This window comes from Keratinibaculum paraultunense, from assembly GCF_016767175.1.
Classification (GTDB): Bacteria; Bacillota; Clostridia; order Tissierellales; family Tepidimicrobiaceae; genus Keratinibaculum; species Keratinibaculum paraultunense.
Genome location: NZ_CP068564.1, coordinates 810,169 through 828,662 on the forward strand (window position 1 = coordinate 810,169; position 18,494 = coordinate 828,662).

The 18,494-nt window shown below is 30.1% G+C and carries 20 protein-coding genes; all 20 read left to right on the forward strand.

Annotated features, from left to right (window positions below; all coding sequences use genetic code 11):
• Positions 1–58: 58 nt before the first annotated feature.
• On the forward strand, positions 59–607 hold the full coding sequence (gene lepB, locus JL105_RS03895) for a signal peptidase I (protein ID WP_132025816.1): 549 nt from the start codon (positions 59–61) through the stop codon (positions 605–607).
• Between the two features lie 26 nt (positions 608–633).
• Positions 634–882, forward strand: a complete 249-nt coding sequence (locus tag JL105_RS03900) for a hypothetical protein (protein ID WP_132025818.1) — start codon at positions 634–636, stop codon at positions 880–882.
• A 94-nt stretch (positions 883–976) separates the two neighbouring features.
• The gene (gene lepA / locus JL105_RS03905) at positions 977–2,788 is read left to right on the forward strand and encodes a translation elongation factor 4 (RefSeq protein ID WP_132025820.1); all 1,812 of its coding nucleotides are present in this window, start codon (positions 977–979) and stop codon (positions 2,786–2,788) included.
• A gap of 49 nt (positions 2,789–2,837) precedes the next feature.
• Positions 2,838–3,974, forward strand: a complete 1,137-nt coding sequence (gene hemW / locus JL105_RS03910; protein WP_132025822.1) for a radical SAM family heme chaperone HemW — start codon at positions 2,838–2,840, stop codon at positions 3,972–3,974.
• Positions 3,975–4,094: 120 nt separating this feature from the next.
• A complete protein-coding gene (gene hrcA, locus JL105_RS03915) occupies positions 4,095–5,156 on the forward strand; it encodes a heat-inducible transcriptional repressor HrcA (RefSeq protein WP_132025825.1) in 1,062 nt (353 codons plus the stop codon).
• A gap of 58 nt (positions 5,157–5,214) precedes the next feature.
• Positions 5,215–5,775, forward strand: coding sequence for a nucleotide exchange factor GrpE (grpE, locus tag JL105_RS03920; protein ID WP_132025827.1), 561 nt, complete (start codon positions 5,215–5,217; stop codon positions 5,773–5,775).
• Between the two features lie 20 nt (positions 5,776–5,795).
• Positions 5,796–7,631, forward strand: a complete 1,836-nt coding sequence (gene dnaK / locus JL105_RS03925; RefSeq protein WP_132025829.1) for a molecular chaperone DnaK — start codon at positions 5,796–5,798, stop codon at positions 7,629–7,631.
• 91 nt (positions 7,632–7,722) lie between these two features.
• Positions 7,723–8,841 carry a molecular chaperone DnaJ gene (dnaJ, locus tag JL105_RS03930; RefSeq protein ID WP_132025831.1) on the forward strand — a complete coding sequence of 373 codons (1,119 nt, stop codon included), beginning with the start codon at positions 7,723–7,725 and terminating at the stop codon, positions 8,839–8,841.
• Positions 8,842–8,938: 97 nt separating this feature from the next.
• Positions 8,939–9,886 (forward strand): 50S ribosomal protein L11 methyltransferase, encoded by a 948-nt coding sequence (gene prmA / locus JL105_RS03935; RefSeq protein ID WP_132025833.1) that lies wholly within the window; start codon positions 8,939–8,941, stop codon positions 9,884–9,886.
• Between the two features lie 2 nt (positions 9,887–9,888).
• Positions 9,889–10,635, forward strand: a complete 747-nt coding sequence (locus JL105_RS03940) for a 16S rRNA (uracil(1498)-N(3))-methyltransferase (protein ID WP_132025835.1) — start codon at positions 9,889–9,891, stop codon at positions 10,633–10,635.
• Positions 10,632–11,939, forward strand: a complete 1,308-nt coding sequence (gene mtaB / locus JL105_RS03945) for a tRNA (N(6)-L-threonylcarbamoyladenosine(37)-C(2))-methylthiotransferase MtaB (RefSeq protein WP_132025837.1) — start codon at positions 10,632–10,634, stop codon at positions 11,937–11,939. Before JL105_RS03940 ends, mtaB begins: the two co-directional genes overlap by 4 nt.
• 50 nt (positions 11,940–11,989) lie before the next feature.
• Positions 11,990–12,361, forward strand: coding sequence for a histidine triad nucleotide-binding protein (locus JL105_RS03950; protein ID WP_202690616.1), 372 nt, complete (start codon positions 11,990–11,992; stop codon positions 12,359–12,361).
• A gap of 110 nt (positions 12,362–12,471) precedes the next feature.
• Positions 12,472–12,651, forward strand: a complete 180-nt coding sequence (rpsU, locus tag JL105_RS03955; protein WP_132025841.1) for a 30S ribosomal protein S21 — start codon at positions 12,472–12,474, stop codon at positions 12,649–12,651.
• 25 nt (positions 12,652–12,676) lie between these two features.
• Positions 12,677–13,120, forward strand: coding sequence for a GatB/YqeY domain-containing protein (locus tag JL105_RS03960; RefSeq protein WP_132025843.1), 444 nt, complete (start codon positions 12,677–12,679; stop codon positions 13,118–13,120).
• A gap of 112 nt (positions 13,121–13,232) precedes the next feature.
• Positions 13,233–14,516 carry an NfeD family protein gene (locus JL105_RS03965; RefSeq protein ID WP_237722308.1) on the forward strand — a complete coding sequence of 428 codons (1,284 nt, stop codon included), beginning with the start codon at positions 13,233–13,235 and terminating at the stop codon, positions 14,514–14,516.
• A 1-nt stretch (position 14,517) separates the two neighbouring features.
• Entirely contained in the window at positions 14,518–15,507 is a 990-nt protein-coding gene (floA, locus tag JL105_RS03970) for a flotillin-like protein FloA (RefSeq protein ID WP_132025847.1), read from the forward strand.
• A gap of 12 nt (positions 15,508–15,519) precedes the next feature.
• Positions 15,520–15,939 carry a hypothetical protein gene (locus tag JL105_RS03975; RefSeq protein WP_132025849.1) on the forward strand — a complete coding sequence of 140 codons (420 nt, stop codon included), beginning with the start codon at positions 15,520–15,522 and terminating at the stop codon, positions 15,937–15,939.
• A 76-nt stretch (positions 15,940–16,015) separates the two neighbouring features.
• Positions 16,016–16,294 carry a sporulation protein YqfC gene (yqfC, locus tag JL105_RS03980; protein ID WP_132025851.1) on the forward strand — a complete coding sequence of 93 codons (279 nt, stop codon included), beginning with the start codon at positions 16,016–16,018 and terminating at the stop codon, positions 16,292–16,294.
• A gap of 11 nt (positions 16,295–16,305) precedes the next feature.
• A complete protein-coding gene (gene yqfD, locus JL105_RS03985) occupies positions 16,306–17,493 on the forward strand; it encodes a sporulation protein YqfD (protein WP_132025853.1) in 1,188 nt (395 codons plus the stop codon).
• Positions 17,494–17,507: 14 nt separating this feature from the next.
• A complete protein-coding gene (locus tag JL105_RS03990) occupies positions 17,508–18,479 on the forward strand; it encodes a PhoH family protein (protein ID WP_132025855.1) in 972 nt (323 codons plus the stop codon).
• The last annotated feature ends 15 nt before the right edge of the window (positions 18,480–18,494 follow it).

An 18,494-nucleotide genomic window follows, 5' to 3' on the forward strand; every position in this document is an offset into this window, starting at 1 on the left:
TTTAGTTACAAAAGATGATATAATATCAATAAACTTCTTGGTTAAGGAGAGGATAAATATGGAACAGAACAATAAAAAAGATGTAAAAAATGAAGTTTTAGAATGGGTAAAAAGTATCTTATTAGCTATTATTATAGCTGTGTTGATTAAAACCTTTGTATTTAATACTACTTATGTATTGGGAAATTCTATGTATCCTACATTACATGAAAGAGATAGATTATTTGCAAATAAAATACCTTTATATTTTTCGGGACCTAAAAGAGGAGAGATAGTTGTATTAAAAGCTCCAGATGCTTCAAATAAAGATTATATAAAAAGAGTAATTGGGGTTGGAGGAGATACTGTTGCTATAATTGATGGGCAAGTTTATTTAAATGGGGAGTTATTAGAAGAAGATTATATAGAAGAAGGTTCCTATACTCAAGTATATGATGATAATTACTGGGAAGTTCCTGAAGGATATGTATTTGTGCTAGGAGATAATAGAGAAGAAGGAGCTAGCAAGGATAGTAGATATTTTGGCTGTGTGCCTGTAGAATCTATAAAAGGGGTAACTTCTTTTAGATATTTTCCCTTTAATGAACGATTTGGAAAAATAGATTAAATTATGTATTAACTAGGGTGGTGTTTGTGGAGACTAGAATAGAAAAACGAAAACGCCAAAAAAAAGAAAAGAGAATAAAGAGATGTAGAGTTATAATTTTATTTTCAACCTTATTATTTCTTTATATGGGGATAAAAATAGTAAATGATAATATAATACATTTAGGATATTTAGATAATCCAACTATATTTAATATGAATATTAAACAAAATCGTTTAGAATTATTTGGGGAAAATTATATTATTGATTTAAAGGTTTTAAAAAAAGAAGATTAAAGACCAGGTTTTACTGGTCTTTTGTTTTACATCTAAGAGTATTTTTGATATAATTATTCTCTAAGGTTATTGAAACTTCTTAAGGAGGAAGAGTATGCAAAATAAAAAACAAAACAATATAAGGAATTTTTCAATAATTGCTCACATAGATCATGGAAAATCTACTCTTGCTGATAGATTAATTGAAAAAACAGGATTATTGACTTCAAGGGAAATGCAAGAGCAAGTACTTGATAGTATGGATTTAGAAAGAGAAAGAGGTATAACTATAAAGCTTAAAAATGTAAGACTTACTTATAAAGCTAAAGATGGAGAAGAATATATATTAAATTTAATAGATACACCAGGACATGTAGACTTTAATTATGAAGTTTCTCGATCATTAGCAGCTTGTGAAGGAGCTTTGTTAGTAGTAGATGCAACACAAGGCATTGAAGCACAGACATTAGCTAATGTATATTTGGCTTTAGAACAGGATTTGGAGATAGTTCCTATAATAAACAAAATAGATTTACCTAGTGCTAGACCAGATGAAGTAAAGAAAGAATTAAAAGAGGTCATTGGTATTGATGCAGAAGATGCACCTTTGGTGTCTGCTAAAGAAGGTTTAAATATAGAACAGGTATTGGAAGAAATAATTAAAAAAATCCCTGCTCCAAAAGGGGATGTGAATGCACCTCTAAAGGCTTTAATATTTGATTCTTACTATGATTCTTATAAAGGAGTAGTTTGCTATATTAGAGTATTTGAAGGATGTATAAAACCAGGTATGGAAATAAAGATGATGTCATCTAATAAAACCTACGAGGTAACAGAAGTGGGAATTACTACTTCAAAACAAATTGCTGTAGATAAGTTAGAAGCAGGGGAAGTAGGTTATGTATTAGCTAGTATAAAAAATGTGAAAGATGCAAGGGTAGGAGATACTATAACAGACAAAAACAATCCAACAGAAATCCCATTGCCAGGATATAAAAAAGTGGTTCCAATGGTTTACTGTGGTATATATCCTGCAGAAGGAGAAGATTTTAACTCTTTACGAGATGCATTGGAGAAATTACAAGTAAACGATGCTAGTTTAGTATTTGAGCCAGAGAATTCTGCCGCTTTAGGTTTTGGATTTAGATGTGGATTTTTAGGGCTTCTTCATATGGAAATAGTACAGGAAAGATTAGAGAGGGAGTTTGATTTAAACATAGTTACTACAGCTCCCAGTGTTATATATAGGATAAAAAAGAAAGATGGCGAAATATTATCTATACAAAATCCAACAAATATTCCTGAAGAGTCAGAGATAGAATACATGGAGGAACCAATAGTTTCTGCTTCCATAATGACACCAGCAGATTATGTAGGAACTGTAATGGAGCTTTGTCAAAATCGTCGAGGTGTATTTAAAAATATGGAATATTTAGAAGAAAACAGGGTCATATTGTATTATGATATGCCTTTAAATGAAGTAATATATGATTTTTTTGATGCATTAAAATCAAGAACTAAAGGTTTTGCATCTCTCGATTATGAATTAAAGGGTTATCAACAATCAGACCTAGTTAAGCTTGATATATTGATAAATGGAGAGTTGGTAGACGCTCTTTCTATTATTGTTCATAAAGATAAAGCTTATGAGAGGGGCAGAACTATTGCTGAAAGATTAAAAGAAGAAATACCTCGTCATCAATTTGCAATACCTATACAAGCTGCTGTAGGTTCTAAAATAATAGCAAGAGAAACTGTAAAAGCTCTTAGAAAAGATGTATTAGCAAAATGTTATGGTGGAGATGTTACAAGGAAGAAAAAATTATTAGAAAAGCAAAAAGAAGGCAAGAAGCGAATGAGACAAATAGGTGCAGTGGAAATTCCACAAGAAGCTTTTTTAGCTGTATTAAAATATGATGAAAAGTAATGCACACTTAAGTGTGCATTAAGTTTATAAATTGATAGGAGGCTTTTAGTTGAAACAAATAGGCATCTATATTCATATTCCCTTTTGTATTAGCAAATGTTATTATTGTGATTTTATTTCATATACTAAATCTAATGAAGAGGTAACTAAGTATATAGATTTTCTTCTAATGGAGATGGAATTGTATAAGGATATTTTAAAAAATTATAATATAAAGACTCTATTTATAGGTGGCGGTACCCCTTCTTGCATTGATGAAAGGTATATATTTAAAATATTAGACTATATATACAAAAATTATAATGCTTCAAATATAGAAGAGATTACAATAGAAGCCAATCCTGGTACGTTAAATAAGCCAAAATTAAAAAGTTATAAATCAATGGGTATAAATAGAATAAGTTTAGGAGTACAGTCGTTAGATGATAGGTTGTTGAAAAAAATTGGAAGGATTCATACTGAAATGGATTTTTATAAAAATTATGAACTTATTAGAGACTTGGGTTTTAATAATATAAATGTGGACTTAATATTTGGTTTACCTGACCAAACCATTTATCAATGTGAAAAAACTTTAAAGGATATGATAAAATTAGGAGTAGAGCATATATCTTATTATAGCCTTATACTTGAAGATGATACTTTATTAAAAAAGTGGTATGAAGATGGTAAAATAGATATGCCTTCTGAGGATAAAGAACGATATATGTATCATAGAGGTATAGAATTATTAAGGGACAATGGTTATGAGCATTATGAAATATCTAATTTTTCTAAAAAAGGATATAGGTGCAAACATAATTTAATCTATTGGCGGTTAATGCCTTATATTGGATTAGGATTAGCAGCCCATTCTAATTTATATGGAAAGAGATTTTGGAATTATGATAATTTTAAAAATTACTATAAACAACTTAAAAATCACAAATTTCCTATAGAAGGAGAAGAAACAATTAGTAGAGATATGGAAATTTTTGAATATTTAATGATGGGTCTTAGATTAACGGATGGTATAGATAAAAATGAATTTTATCAGCGATTTAATATATCAGTAGATGAAATATATGGAAATGTATTTAAAAAGCATGAAAAAGGGGGATTAATATACATGGATGATAGATTTATAAGGTTTACTTCGTTAGGATTAGACCTGTCAAATATAGTGTACGTGGATTTATTGCCTTAAATTTTCTAAAAGGGTATTGACAAAATGCAGGAATAATGATAATTTAAAATTAGCACTCAGGCTTAAAGAGTGCTAATAAGTATTTGAAACATAAAACTGAGGTGATAATGAGGTGGTATTATGTTGGATGATAGAAAGATAAAAGTACTTCATGCCATAATAAATAGTTATATAGCCAGTGCAGAGCCTATTGGTTCAAGAACTATATCTAAGAAGTATAATTTTGGGGTTAGTTCGGCAACTATAAGAAACGAAATGTCAGATTTAGAGGATTTAGGATATTTAAGTAAACCTCATACATCAGCTGGCAGGGTACCTTCAGATAAGGCATATAGATTATATGTAAATCAACTTTTAAAAACGGAAAAACTTACAATAGATACAAAAAAGAAAGAACAAATAAAAAAAGCTTTAATTAGTGAGGCCGATGAGATAGATGAATTAATTCAAAACTCTGCTAAAATATTATCTGCAATTACTAATTATACTGCATTAATTACTAATTATACTGCATTAGCTTTATCACCTCAATTAAAGAAAAGTAAATTGAAACATATACAGTTAATACCTATAGATGATTCAGAAGCATTGTTGGTATTAGTAAATGATTCAGGGATTGTAAAAAATACTATATTTAAGTTAGATAGAAAAATCAATGATGATCAATTAACTATAATATCTAATTTTTTAAATAATAAATTAAAGGGGCTCACTATAGAGGATATTGGAAAAGAAATAGACAATAATGTATTTAAGGAGATGTATGAGTATAAGGAAATTATAGATAACATAATTCATATAATCAATAAAACTCTTAATGACACAGACAATGTAGAAGTATATGCTGATGGAGTCAATAAAATATTTGATTTTCCTGAATATAAGGATTTAGACAAAGCAAAATCTTTCATATCTTTTATTGAAGATAAAGAGTTATTAGCAGATATACTGTTAAATAGCACGAATGAAGATGAAATAGAAATCACTATAGGAAATGAAAATATATATGATCCAATAAAAGAATGTAGCTTAATAACTACTACCTATAAATTAGGAGGGGTAACTATTGGAAAGATAGGTGTTATAGGACCTACTAGAATGAATTATCCTATGGTAATAAACACTCTAAAATTATTTTCAGTTAATTTAACAGAAGTATTAGAATTATTATTAAAAAAATAATAGAAAATTTAGAGTGTTACTCTAGATATAAAATAAAAGGTGCAAAAGGGGTGATGAAATGGAAAAGAAAGAAGATACTATAAAGGAGGATGTTTTAGATAAGGATAAACAGGATCAAGAAAAAGAAGAAAAAGAGGAATTAAAAGTTGATGAAAAAGATAAAGATTTAGAATCTCAATTAATTGAAAAAGATGAAAAAATTGAAGAGTTAACAGATCAATTGTTAAGATTGCAAGCAGATTTCATAAATTATAAAAATAGAGTTAAAAAAGATAAAGAAAAAACATATACTTATGCTATAGAGGATTTAATTAATCAATTATTACCTATATTGGATAATTTTGAAAGAGCTCTTGATAGCGTGGAGGAAGATAAAAAAGAGGATAGTTTTTATCAAGGTGTGAAGATGATATATGAACAATTTCTCAGAGTTCTTGAGGAAAATGGAGTAAGCGAAATTGAATGTGAAGGCAAAGTATTTGACCCTAACCTTCATCATGCTGTATTTGTGGAAGAAGTAGAAGATGAAGAAGAGGGAATTGTATTAGATGTATTGCAAAAGGGATATACGTTAGATGGAAAAGTAATTAGACCAAGTATGGTTAAAGTGTCTAAATAACATTTTAAGGAGGGATTTGTATGGGAAAAATAATTGGTATTGATTTAGGAACTACTAACTCATGTATGGCTGTAATAGAAGGTGGAGAGCCTGTTATAATTCCAAATGCAGAAGGAAATAGAACTACACCATCAGTAGTTGCTTTTACAAAAGATGGTGAAAGATTAGTAGGTGAAACAGCTAAAAGGCAAGCAATAACTAATCCTGATAGAACTATTATGTCAATTAAAAGAGAAATGGGTAAGGATTGGAAGAAAGTTATAGATGGGAAAGAGTATACCCCACAGGATATCTCAGCAATGATTTTGCAAAAGCTTAAAACTGATGCAGAAGCTTATTTAGGTGAAACTATAACTGATGCAGTAATAACTGTTCCAGCTTATTTTACAGATAGTCAGAGACAAGCAACAAAAGATGCAGGAAAAATAGCAGGATTAAATGTACGAAGGATAATCAACGAGCCAACAGCAGCAGCACTTGCATATGGATTAGATAAAGAAATAGATCAGCGTAAAATTATGGTATATGATTTAGGTGGAGGTACATTTGATGTTTCCATTTTGGAATTAGGAGATGGAGTAATAGAAGTATTGGCAACTAGAGGTAATAATCGTCTAGGTGGAGATGATTTTGATCAAGCTTTAATTGATTATATAGCTGAAGAATTTAAGAAGGAACATGGAGTAGATTTAAGAAAGGATAGTATGTCTTTACAGAGATTAAAAGAAGCAGCAGAAAAAGCTAAAAAAGAGCTGTCTTCTACAATGTCTACTAATATAAATTTACCATTTATAACTGCTACAGATTCAGGACCATTGCATTTAAATATGGATATTACCAGAGCTAAGTTTGAAGAATTAACAGCTCATTTAGTGGAAAAAACTATGGACCCAGTAAAAGAAGCCCTAAAAGACGCAGACCTTAAGCCTAGTGATATTGATAATGTAATATTGGTAGGAGGTTCAACTAGAATACCTGCAGTACAAGAAGCAGTAAAAAGATTAACAGGTAAAGAACCACAAAAAGATATTAATCCTGATGAGTGTGTTGCTATTGGTGCAGCTATTCAAGGTGGAGTATTAAGTGGAGAGGTAAAAGATGTATTGTTGCTAGATGTAACTCCTTTATCTCTTGGTATAGAGACTTTAGGTGGTGTAACTACAAAAATAATTGAAAGGAACACTACTATACCTACTAGGAAATCACAAATATTTACTACAGCAGCTGATAATCAAACTTCTGTAGATATTCATGTGGTTCAAGGGGAAAGAGAAATGGCACGTGACAACACTACTTTAGGTAGATTCCAGTTAACAGGTATACCACCAGCTCCAAGAGGAGTGCCTCAAATAGAAGTTACTTTTGATATAGATGCTAATGGTATAGTAAATGTATCTGCTAAGGATTTAGGTACAGGAAAAGAGCAGAAGATTACAATTACTGCTTCAACTAATCTAACTGAAGAAGAGATTGAACAAAAAATAAAAGAAGCGGAAAAATTTGCAGAAGAAGATAGGAAGAGGAGAGAAGAAATTGAAATAAGAAATAATGCAGATTCTATGATATATCAAACTGAGAAAATATTAAAAGATATAGGAGATAAGGTTTCTCAAGAAGAAAAATCCAAAGTGGAATCAAAATTAGAAGAGTTAAAGAAAGCATTAGAGGGCGATGATGTAGAAAAGATAAAGAGAAAGACAGAAGAGCTTACTCAAGAATTTTATAGTATATCTCAGAAGATATACGATCAATCAGGAGCTCAAGGAGGAGCTCAAGGTCCTGGAACAGATAGCTCCTCAGGTGATGATGACGATGTAGTGGATGCTGATTTTGAAGTAGTAGATGATGATGAATAGATTTTAAAAATTCAAAGCTAAATCCCTATTGGATTTAGCTTTGAATTTTGATAAAATTATCTATAGTTATAATTGAAGGCAGGTGTGTAGATTGAAAGATTACTATGAAATACTTGGGGTATCAAGAGACGCTACAGAAAGTGAAATAAAAACTGCATATAGATTTTTAGCGAAAAAATATCATCCAGATTTAAATCCCGGTGACAAAGAAGCTGAACAAAGATTTAAAGAAATAAACGAAGCTTATGAAGTATTAAGCGATTCAGATAAAAGAAGAAGATACGATACATTTGGTCATGCAGGAGTAAATGGTCAAGGAGGATATAGCCAAGATTTTGGTGGGTTTGGAGATATATTTGATGATATATTTGATATATTTAGTGGTGGTTTTACTCAAACTTCATCTAAAAGGAGAGGTCCAGTTAGAGGTGCTGATTTAAGATATAATCTGGATTTAGAATTTATGGAGGCAGTATTTGGAGCAGAAAAAGAAATACAGATAAGAAAAACTGAACAATGCGAAACATGTAGTGGTACAGGTGTAAAGCCAGGAAGCAGTAAAGAAACTTGCAGTAAATGTCACGGAACAGGGGAAGTAAGATATGTCCAACAAAGTCCTTTTGGACGTTTTGTTAGAGTAGCTACATGTGATCAATGTAATGGAACAGGAGAAGTTATTAAAGAAAAATGCACTGTGTGTTCAGGAACTGGAAAAGAAATAAAAAACAAGAAAATAAAAGTAAAGATTCCTGCAGGAGTAGATACAGGGTCAATTATATCTATTCATGGAGAAGGAGAAATGGGAGATAGAGGTGGTCCACCAGGAGATTTATATATATATATAAATGTAAAAGAACATGAATTTTTCAAAAGACAAGGAAATGATATATATTTAACAGTACCTATTTCATTTGTAGACGCAGCTCTTGGTGTAGAAATAGATGTTCCTACACTAGATGGAATGTCTAAATATAATATACCGGAAGGTACTCAAACTGGGACTAGATTTAGATTGAAAAACAAAGGAGTACCTAATGTAAGAGGAGTTGGAAGAGGTGATTTGTATTTTAATGTAGAAGTACAGGTACCTAAAAAATTAAATGAGAAGCAAAAGCAACTCCTAAGGGAATTTGCTAAAGAGAGTGGAGAGCATCATAAAGAAGGAAAAAAAGGATTTTTTGATAAGATGAGGGATGCTTTTGGGAATTGATCAATCACTCGAATTGGAGTGATTGTTTTTTAAGTTATGGTAATTTCATGTTATTTAGGGTATAATATTTTGAGATTCATAAAAAGGATGTGAAGCCATGAAATGGATTGAAGTTCAAATAAAAACCACTACTGAAGCAGAAGAGATGGTTGCAAATATAATGTATGACTTAGGTGTAACAGGATTAGCTATAGAAGATCCTAAGGATATATTAGCATTTCAACAATCGGAGAAAGATTGGGATTTTATAGATCCAAGTCTTATTAAACAGGATTATGAAGAGGTAATAATTAAAGCTTATTTTCCAGAAAGCGAGGATTTAATAGATAAAATAGAGCTTATCAGGGATAGTATTGAAAGAAATATTTATGATAATTTTGATAAACCCTTAGGACAGGTTACTATAACGGAAGTATATGAAAAAGATTGGGCAGAAGGTTGGAAAAAATATTACAAACCAATTAAAATTGGAAATAAAATAGTAATTAAACCTACTTGGGAACAATATCAAAATAAAGAAGGAGAGCTGGTAATTGAACTAGATCCAGGCATGGCCTTTGGAACGGGAGCTCATGAAACTACAATTATGTGCATAGAAATGTTAGAAAAGTATGTAAAAGAAGGACACATAGTGTATGATATAGGAACGGGTAGTGGAATATTAAGTATTGTTTCAGCAAAATTAGGAGCTAAACAAGTAGTAGGAGTAGATTTAGATGAATTAAGCATTAAGGCGTCTAAAGAAAATGTGAAATTAAATGATGTAGATGATATAGTAGATATACGAGCAGGAAATTTGTTAGATGCAGTAGAAGGAAAAGCTGATATTATAGTATCTAATATTATAGCAGAAGTAATTATAGAACTTATAGAATCTTTAAATGATTATTTAAAGAAAACAGGAATATTTATTGCATCAGGAATAATAACTGAAAAAGCAGATATGGTCATTCAAGCACTTGAGAGAAATAGTTATCATATAGTAGAAGAAAAAGTTATGGGAGATTGGGTTTCCATAGTATCTACTAAGGCAGAAGGTGAGTAAATGTGCATAGATTTTTTGTTGATAAAGAGCAGATTCAAGGAGATACAATTGAAATTGTTGGGAAGGATACAAACCATATTAAAGATGTTTTGAGATTAAAAAAGGATGATATTATAGAGATATCTTCTGGAGGAAGAGTTTATATATGTAAAATAATAAAATTTGATAACAAAAAAGTAATTACAAAAATAATTAAAAGTTTTCAAGGCAAGCATGAATCCCCTATTCATATTGCATTATATCAAGGTATAGCTAAAGGAGATAAAATGGATTATTTAATCCAGAAGGTAACTGAAATTGGAGTAAAAGAAATTTACCCCATAATTACAAATAGGACTATAGTTAAAATAAAAAATAAAAAAAAAGAACAATCAAAATTAGATAGATGGAGAGCCATAGCAGAGGAGGCTGCAAAACAAAGTAAAAGAGATTTTATACCTAAAGTTCAAAATATAATGAGTTTTAAGGAAATGTTAGATAAATTAGAAGGTGAAAAAAATATAATAGTGCCATATGAGATGGAAAAAAGTATATCTTTTAAGGATATTTTAAATAATATAGAAGGAGAAAAGATAAATTTAATAATTGGACCAGAAGGCGGATTTGAGAGAGAAGAAATACAGCTTTTAAAATCTGTTGGTGGACAAAGTATAACTCTAGGATCTAGAATTCTTAGAACTGAAACAGCAGGTTTAGTAGCATCAACTATTATATTATATGAGCTTGGTGATTTAGGAGTGATGAAATGAATAGAGTTGCTTTTTATACCTTAGGTTGTAAAGTTAATCAATATGAAACAGAAGCAATGCAAGAATTATTTGAAAAAAGAGGATATCAAATAGTAGAGTGTGATGAATTTGCAGATATATATGTTATAAATACATGTACAGTAACTAATTTAGGAGATAGAAAATCTAGACAGTTTATACGTAGGGCAAAAAAACTTAATAGAGATTCAATAGTTGCAGTAGTGGGTTGTTATTCTCAAGTAGCTCCCGATGAAGTGAAAAAAATGAAAGAAGTAGATGTAATTTTGGGGACAACTCATAGGGATAAGATAGTGGATTTATGTGAAAAAGCGATTTTGGAAGATAAAAAGATAAATATGGTAAAAGATGTAAATGAGCATAAAGAATTTGAAAATTTAAATATAGCAGATGTAAAATCTAAAACTCGAGCCTATATAAAAATTCAAGATGGATGTAATCAATTTTGTAGTTATTGTATTATTCCTTATGCTCGAGGTCCTATAAGGAGTAGAAATTTACAATCCATAATAGATGAGGCTCAAAGATTATCAGAAGCTGGTTTTAAAGAAGTTATATTGACAGGAATTCATGTAGCTTCCTATGGCAAAGATTTAAATTCAATTTCTTTGGTGGATGTAATTGAGGAAGTGGCGAAAGTAGATGGTATAGAAAGGATACGTTTAAGTTCTATAGAACCTACCTTAATAGATGATCAGTTCATGCGAAGAGTTATAAAAACTAATAAATTGTGTGATCATTTTCATTTATCACTACAAAGTGGTTCTGATGAAGTATTAAATAGGATGAATAGGAAGTATACAACTCAGCAGTATAAAGAAATAGTAAAATTGATAAGAGAATATATGCCCAATGTAGGAATAACAACGGATATAATTGTAGGTTTTCCAGGTGAGACTGACAGAGAATTTCAACAGACCTATGATTTTGTGAAGGAAATAGGTTTTTCAAGAATTCATGTTTTTAAATATTCCCCTCGAAAAGGTACTCCAGCAAGTAAATTTAAAAAACAAATTCATGGAGAAATAAAACAACAACGTTCAGACATGCTTATAGCTTTAGGAGATAAGTTAATGAAAGATTTTAATAAAAAATTTTTAGGTCATACCTTAGAGGTGCTATTTGAAGAAAATAGTAAAGATAATGCTGATTATATGGAAGGATATACTACTAATTATATAAGGGTTAAAGCCAAAGCAGATGATTCAATTAAAGGAAAAATACTTCCCGTAAAAATTATTTGTGAAAAAGATGATATTTTGATAGGAAAAATAGAGGAATTATAAAACTTGTATCGAATATATTAGATATAGGAATTGTGACCTAGTATACAGGAATGGATGAAAATAGAGGGGGTGAAAAGGTGACAGATTGTGTATTTTGCAGTATTATTGATAAAGAAATACCAAGTGAAATTATATATGAAGATGATAAGGTTATTGCCTTCAAGGATGCAAACCCTCAAGCTCCAATTCATTTTTTGGTAATACCTAGGGAGCATATTGAATCTTTAAATAGTATAGATGAAGAAAATTTAGAATTGATAGGTCACATATTCTATGTTATAAAAAAACTTGTAAAACAAATGGGTTTTCATGAAGAAGGCTATAGGATAGTAAATAATTGTGGAGAATTTGGAGGGCAGACTGTCTCTCACATTCACTTCCATGTATTGGGTGGGCGTAAATTTTCTTGGCCTCCAGGCTAATTACAAGTTGCAGAAACTATATAATCAATGTATAATAGTTTAGTATTGCATTTTGCTTATTATAGGTAATATGAGGTACTTTTTGCATTAGAGAGGGGAGGGAGAAGTAATTGACTGAAATAAAAGTTAGAGAAAACGAATCTCTTGATGATGCACTAAGAAGATTCAAAAAGCAATGTGCTCGTTCAGGTGTTCTTTATGAATATAGAAAAAGAGAACATTATGAAAAGCCAAGTGTAAAACGTAAAAAGAAAGCAGAAGCAGCTAGAAGAAAGAAAAATAAATATTAATTATTTTTAATAAGAAGGTGGATTTATGTCCCTTAAAAAGAAACTTATGGAAGATTTTAAGATTTCCATGAAAAATAAAGAAACAATTAGGAAAAATACTATAACTATGGTCAGGGCAGCTATTAAACAAAAGGAAGTAGATGAAAGGAAACAATTAGGAGATGAAGAAATAATAGATATAATCTCTAAACAACTAAAAGAGAAAAAGAATGCTATTGAAGATTTTAAAAGAGGAGAACGGCAAGATTTAGTAGAATTAACTCAAAAGGAAATGGATATTTTACTAGAATACTTACCTGAACAGCTAACAGAGGAAAAAATTGAAGAAATTGTAGTAAAAACTATAGATGAAATAGGTGCTGAGACCATGAAAGATATGGGATTAGTTATGAAATCTGTAATGCCAAAAGTGAAAGGCAGAGCTGATGGTAATACAGTTAGTGAGATTGTTAAGAAGCATTTAAAATAAAACCTGGGTTTTACCCCAGGTTTTATTTATATAAAACGAATAAATTAAATTTATAATATTTTTATTGTTTAAAAGTTGGGGTAGGAATATAATATAATAGGAGGTGGATATGTTGAAATGGAAGAAAACGCTGATTTTATTTATTTTTATCTTTTTATTATTAAATAATGTTGTTTCATCGGAGAATATAGGGGATGTATATGTAATTCCTATCAAAGGAGAGATTAATCGTGCCACATATAATTATTTAAAAACAACTTTAAATGATGTGTTGAAAAAAGATCCCAAAGCAATAATTTTTGAAATTGATACTTATGGTGGATTAATAGATGAAGCTGAAAAAATAAAAAATTTAATAATTGAGTTAGATATACCTACCATATCTTTTGTAAATAATAAAGCTGTATCAGCAGGAGTACTTATCACTATCTCCTCAGAGAAAGTTGTTATGTCCCACAGTTCAACTATTGGTTCAGCAGAGACTATTCCTAATAATGAAAAGGTATTATCCATGTGGAAAGGTTTTTTAAGAGATGTAGCCCAATTAAGGGGTAGAGATCCTAAAGTGATAGAAGCGATGGCAGATACTGATGTATATATTGAAGGAGTTTCGGAAAAAGGAAAATTATTAAATTTAACTAGTAAAGAAGCATTAAAACTAGGTGTTTGTGATTTAATTTCTAATAATTATGATGAGATGCTTCAATTTTTTAATATATCCTATGGGGATATAATTAAATTGGAGGAAAGTAAAGAATTAAAGGTATCTAAGATATTATCTAATCCTTATATGAATACTTTATTGTTGACTATAGGGTTTGTAGGCATGGTTATAGAGATTTTTACTCCTGGTTTTGGAATTGGAGGAACTATAAGCATATTAGGATTTGGATTATTTTTTGCTGGTAATATAATTGCTGGGTACTCTCATTGGACTTCTTTGGCAATATTTGTTGTTGGATTAATACTATTAGTAGTAGAAGCTATAGTACCAGGATTTGGATTACCTGGGATATCTGGTATAATACTAGTCATAGTAGGAATTATATTATCTATGGATACTTTGGTTTCAGCTTTAATACCTTTAAGTATAGCAATTATACTGACTACAATAATAACTATATTATTGGTTAAATTGGGACATAAAAGTCCTCATTTGGAAAAGATAGTGCTTACAACTCGTCAAGAGAATGAAGAAGGTTATTTAAGTGCTTATTCTAAAGATGAATACCTAGGCAAAGAAGGTATCACTGTATCAGAACTTCGCCCTTCTGGGATAATAGAAATAGATGGTAAAAGAATAGATGCTTTATCTGATGAAGGTTTTATACCTAAGAATACACCAGTAAAAATAGTAAGGGTGGAAGGACCAAAAATATTTGTAAGGAGGATTTAGTATGGGTGGTTCAGCAGCTTTAATCATTGGAATTGCAGTGTTAATAGTTATTTTAGTAATATTGTTTTTTACATTTATACCAGTAGGTTTATGGATAACAGCTTATTTTTCAGGTGTTAAAATTAGTATTGGTACTTTAATAGGAATGAGGTTGAGAAGGGTAGTTCCTTCAAAAATAGTCAATCCTTTAATAAAAGCAACAAAGGCAGGATTAACTATAGAAGTGGATAAATTAGAAGCTCATTACCTTGCAGGAGGTAATGTAAACACCCTTGTAGATGCTTTAATAGCAGCTCAGAGAGCAAATATACCTTTAGAGTTTGAAAGAGCAGCAGCTATAGATCTAGCTGGAAGAGATGTACTAGAAGCAGTTCAAGTAAGTGTAAATCCTAAAGTAATTGAAACACCACAAATAGCAGCAGTAGCAAAAGATGGAATTGAAGTAATTGCAAAAGCAAGAGTTACTGTTAGAGCAAATATTGAAAGACTAGTAGGAGGAGCAGGAGAAGAAACAATTATAGCAAGGGTAGGAGAGGGAATTGTAACTACTGTGGGTAGTTCTAATTCTCATAAAGCAGTATTAGAAAATCCAGACTCTATATCTCAGACAGTATTAGATAAAGGGCTAGATTCAGGAACTGCATTTGAAATATTATCTATAGACATAGCTGATGTAGATATTGGAAGAAATATAGGAGCTAAACTTCAAGCAGAACAAGCAGAGGCAGATAAACGAATAGCACAAGCTAAAGCGGAAGAAAGGAGAGCTATGGCAGTTGCAAGAGAACAAGAGATGAAGGCTGAAGTTCAAGCAATGAAGGCTAAGGTAGTTGAAGCAGAAGCAGAAGTTCCCCTTGCAATAGCTCATGCGTTAAGGGAAGGAAATATAGGTGTCATTGATTATTACAATATGAAAAACATATTAGCTGATACAGAAATGAGAAGCTCTATATCTAAACTTACTGAAGATGAGGTCAATGATGAAGATTAGGAGGCGGCAAGTATGTTTTCGCCAATTTTATTACTTTTTGTGATTTTAGTTATAATGGATGTGATTTTAAATAGTATAAAGGAAAAACAAAAAATTGAAATGGAAAATGCAAAAAGAAAAAAAGAAACAAGGGTAAATGCTCCTAAAGATATAAGAGATTTTAATACTCAGGAGAATATAGAAGTGGATTATGGTGAAGAGAAAGAATTAATAGATAATGATTTTTGGGGGAAAAAACCTTGGGAAGAATCTATTTCCGTTGATTTTGAAAATTATGATGAAAAAAGAGAAGTAACATTAAAAACTAGAACAGAAAATAAAATGAAAAAAACCCCTAAAGAACAAATTAAAAAAGACATATTGAAAGGGATAATATTTTCACAAATATTACAGGAACCTAAAAGTATAAGAAATAGAAGAAAGAGCATGTAGTTTTCTACATGCTCTTTTCCATGTAATACTAAAATACTCCCAAGCATAAAATTATTAAAGAGGAGGATTTTATAGTATGAAAAATAAAGTAGATGATTTTAAATATAATATATCAGAAGTATTTGAATTACCCAAAGATATAGTGTTAGATTTACCCAAGATAATAATGGTAGGAAACCTTGAATTACATGTATCAAATCACAAAGGTATCATAGAATATACTGATGAAATTCTTAGGATAAATTCCAGTATAGGGATAATTAAAATTGAAGGGCTAAATTTAGAGTTAAAGACTATACTCTCAGAAGAAATAATAGTTACAGGAAATATAGAAAAAATTGAGATAATTAGTTAAGGGGTGAAATTGTGGGGCTTATAAAAATATGGAATTATTTAAGAGGATATGTTATTATAAAGGTTGAGGGATTAACATTAGAAAGGTTTTTAAATTTAGCTGCAGATAAAGATATATATCTTTGGGACATAAAAAGAATAGATTACACATTATTAAAAATGAAGGTAAGTGCAAAAGGTTTTAAAGAGTTAAAAGAAGTAGTAAAAAAAGTAGGATGTAGGGTTGAAGTAGTAAATAAAAAAGGCATGCCTTTTTTATTATATAGATTAAAGAATCGGAAAGTGTTAGGATTAGGAGTTTTTATATTTTTTAGTGTTATTATTATTTTATCTTCTTTTATATGGAGTATTGAGATAATAGGTAATGAAATTTATAGTGATGATTCAATAATTGAGTTCTTATCAAATAAAAATATAAAATCTGGTATAATAAAATATACTATAGATAAGGATTATATAAAAAATCTATTATTAAATAAATTTGAATATATTTCTTTTGCATCTATTGACATAAAAGGAACAAGATTAATTATTTCAATACAGGAGCAAGATATTCCACCAAAAAAATTGGATACAAGTATTCCATGTAATGTAGTGGCAAGTAAAAAAGGAATAATAGTTAAGGTAATAGCAAAAAATGGGAAAACTATGGTTAGGAAAGGAGATGTAGTAAAAAAAGGGCAGATATTGATTGCAGGCATAATTGCAGATGATAATGCGGAGGAGAGCATTTTAGTACATGCAGATGGTGATGTTATAGCTAGGACTAGGTATTCGTATAGATTAGAAGAACCTATAGTAAAGGTTATAGAAGAAGAAACAGAAAACAAAATAGAAATTTATGAGATAAAATTTGGAGAAAAAGGAATTCAATTTTTTAGTGAGAATATACCATATGAATACTATGTTCAAAAGACAAAAGAAGTGAAACCTTTTGGAGGGAAAATTTATCTACCTTTTAGAATTTTTGTTCATGAATATGTTGAAGTAGAAAAAAGAGAGGTAAAACAAAATATAGAATTTTTAAAGCAATCCTCTTATATCAAAGCAGTAGAGGAATTAAATAAGCAAATTCCGGAAGAAGCAGAAATACAATCAAAAGATGTAATGTATAATATCGAAAAGAATATACTATCTACCTATGTTGTGGTAGAAGTAGTTGAAGATATTGGGCAAAAACAAATTATAAAAATGAAATAAAGGAGGATTATGTTTTGGCAAAAGAGAAACAAGAAAGAATAGTAAGTATAGAAGATAATCGAATTATATCGGAGCTTTTTGGGAATTTAGATGAAAATATAAATATAATTGAAGAGGAATTAGATGTAAAAGTGGTTTTAAGAGAAGGAAAGCTAATTATTATAGGATATGAGCTCTCTGCAGAACTAGGAGAAAGATTAATAAAAAAATTAATAGAAATAATAAAAAGTGAAAAAAAGCTTACAAAACAAAATTTACGATATACTATTCAATTAATTTTAGAAGGAAAAGAAGAGAGGGTAAAGGATTTATTAAATGATATAATATGTATTACAGAATCAGGAAAAACTATTAAACCTAAAACTTTAGGTCAAAAAAGATATATTGATGGAATTAGACATAATGATATTGTATTTGGAATAGGACCAGCAGGGACAGGTAAGACTTATTTAGCTATGGCTATGGCAATAAATGCTTTTAAAAATAAAGAAGTGAATAGAATTATACTTACAAGACCTGCAGTAGAAGCTGGTGAAAATTTAGGCTTTTTACCTGGAGATCTCCAAGAAAAAGTAGATCCTTATCTTAGACCTATTTATGATGCACTTTTCGATATACTGGGATTTGAAACTTATCTAAAACTTATGGAAAAAGGGCTGATAGAAGTAGCGCCTTTGGCATATATGAGAGGTAGAACTTTAGATTCTGCTTATGTGATACTAGACGAAGCACAGAATACCACTAATGAGCAGATGAAAATGTTTTTAACTAGATTAGGATTTGGATCGAAAGCTATAATAACAGGAGATATAACTCAAATTGATTTGCCCAAAGGTAAATCTTCAGGGCTTGTATCAGCTTCAAAGATATTACGTAATGTGGAAGGTATAGATTTTGTATATTTAACCAAATATGATATAGTTAGACATCCTTTGGTACAAAAGATAATTGAAGCATATGAGAAATACGAGGAAAAATACGGTTAGATTAAGGAAGATGCC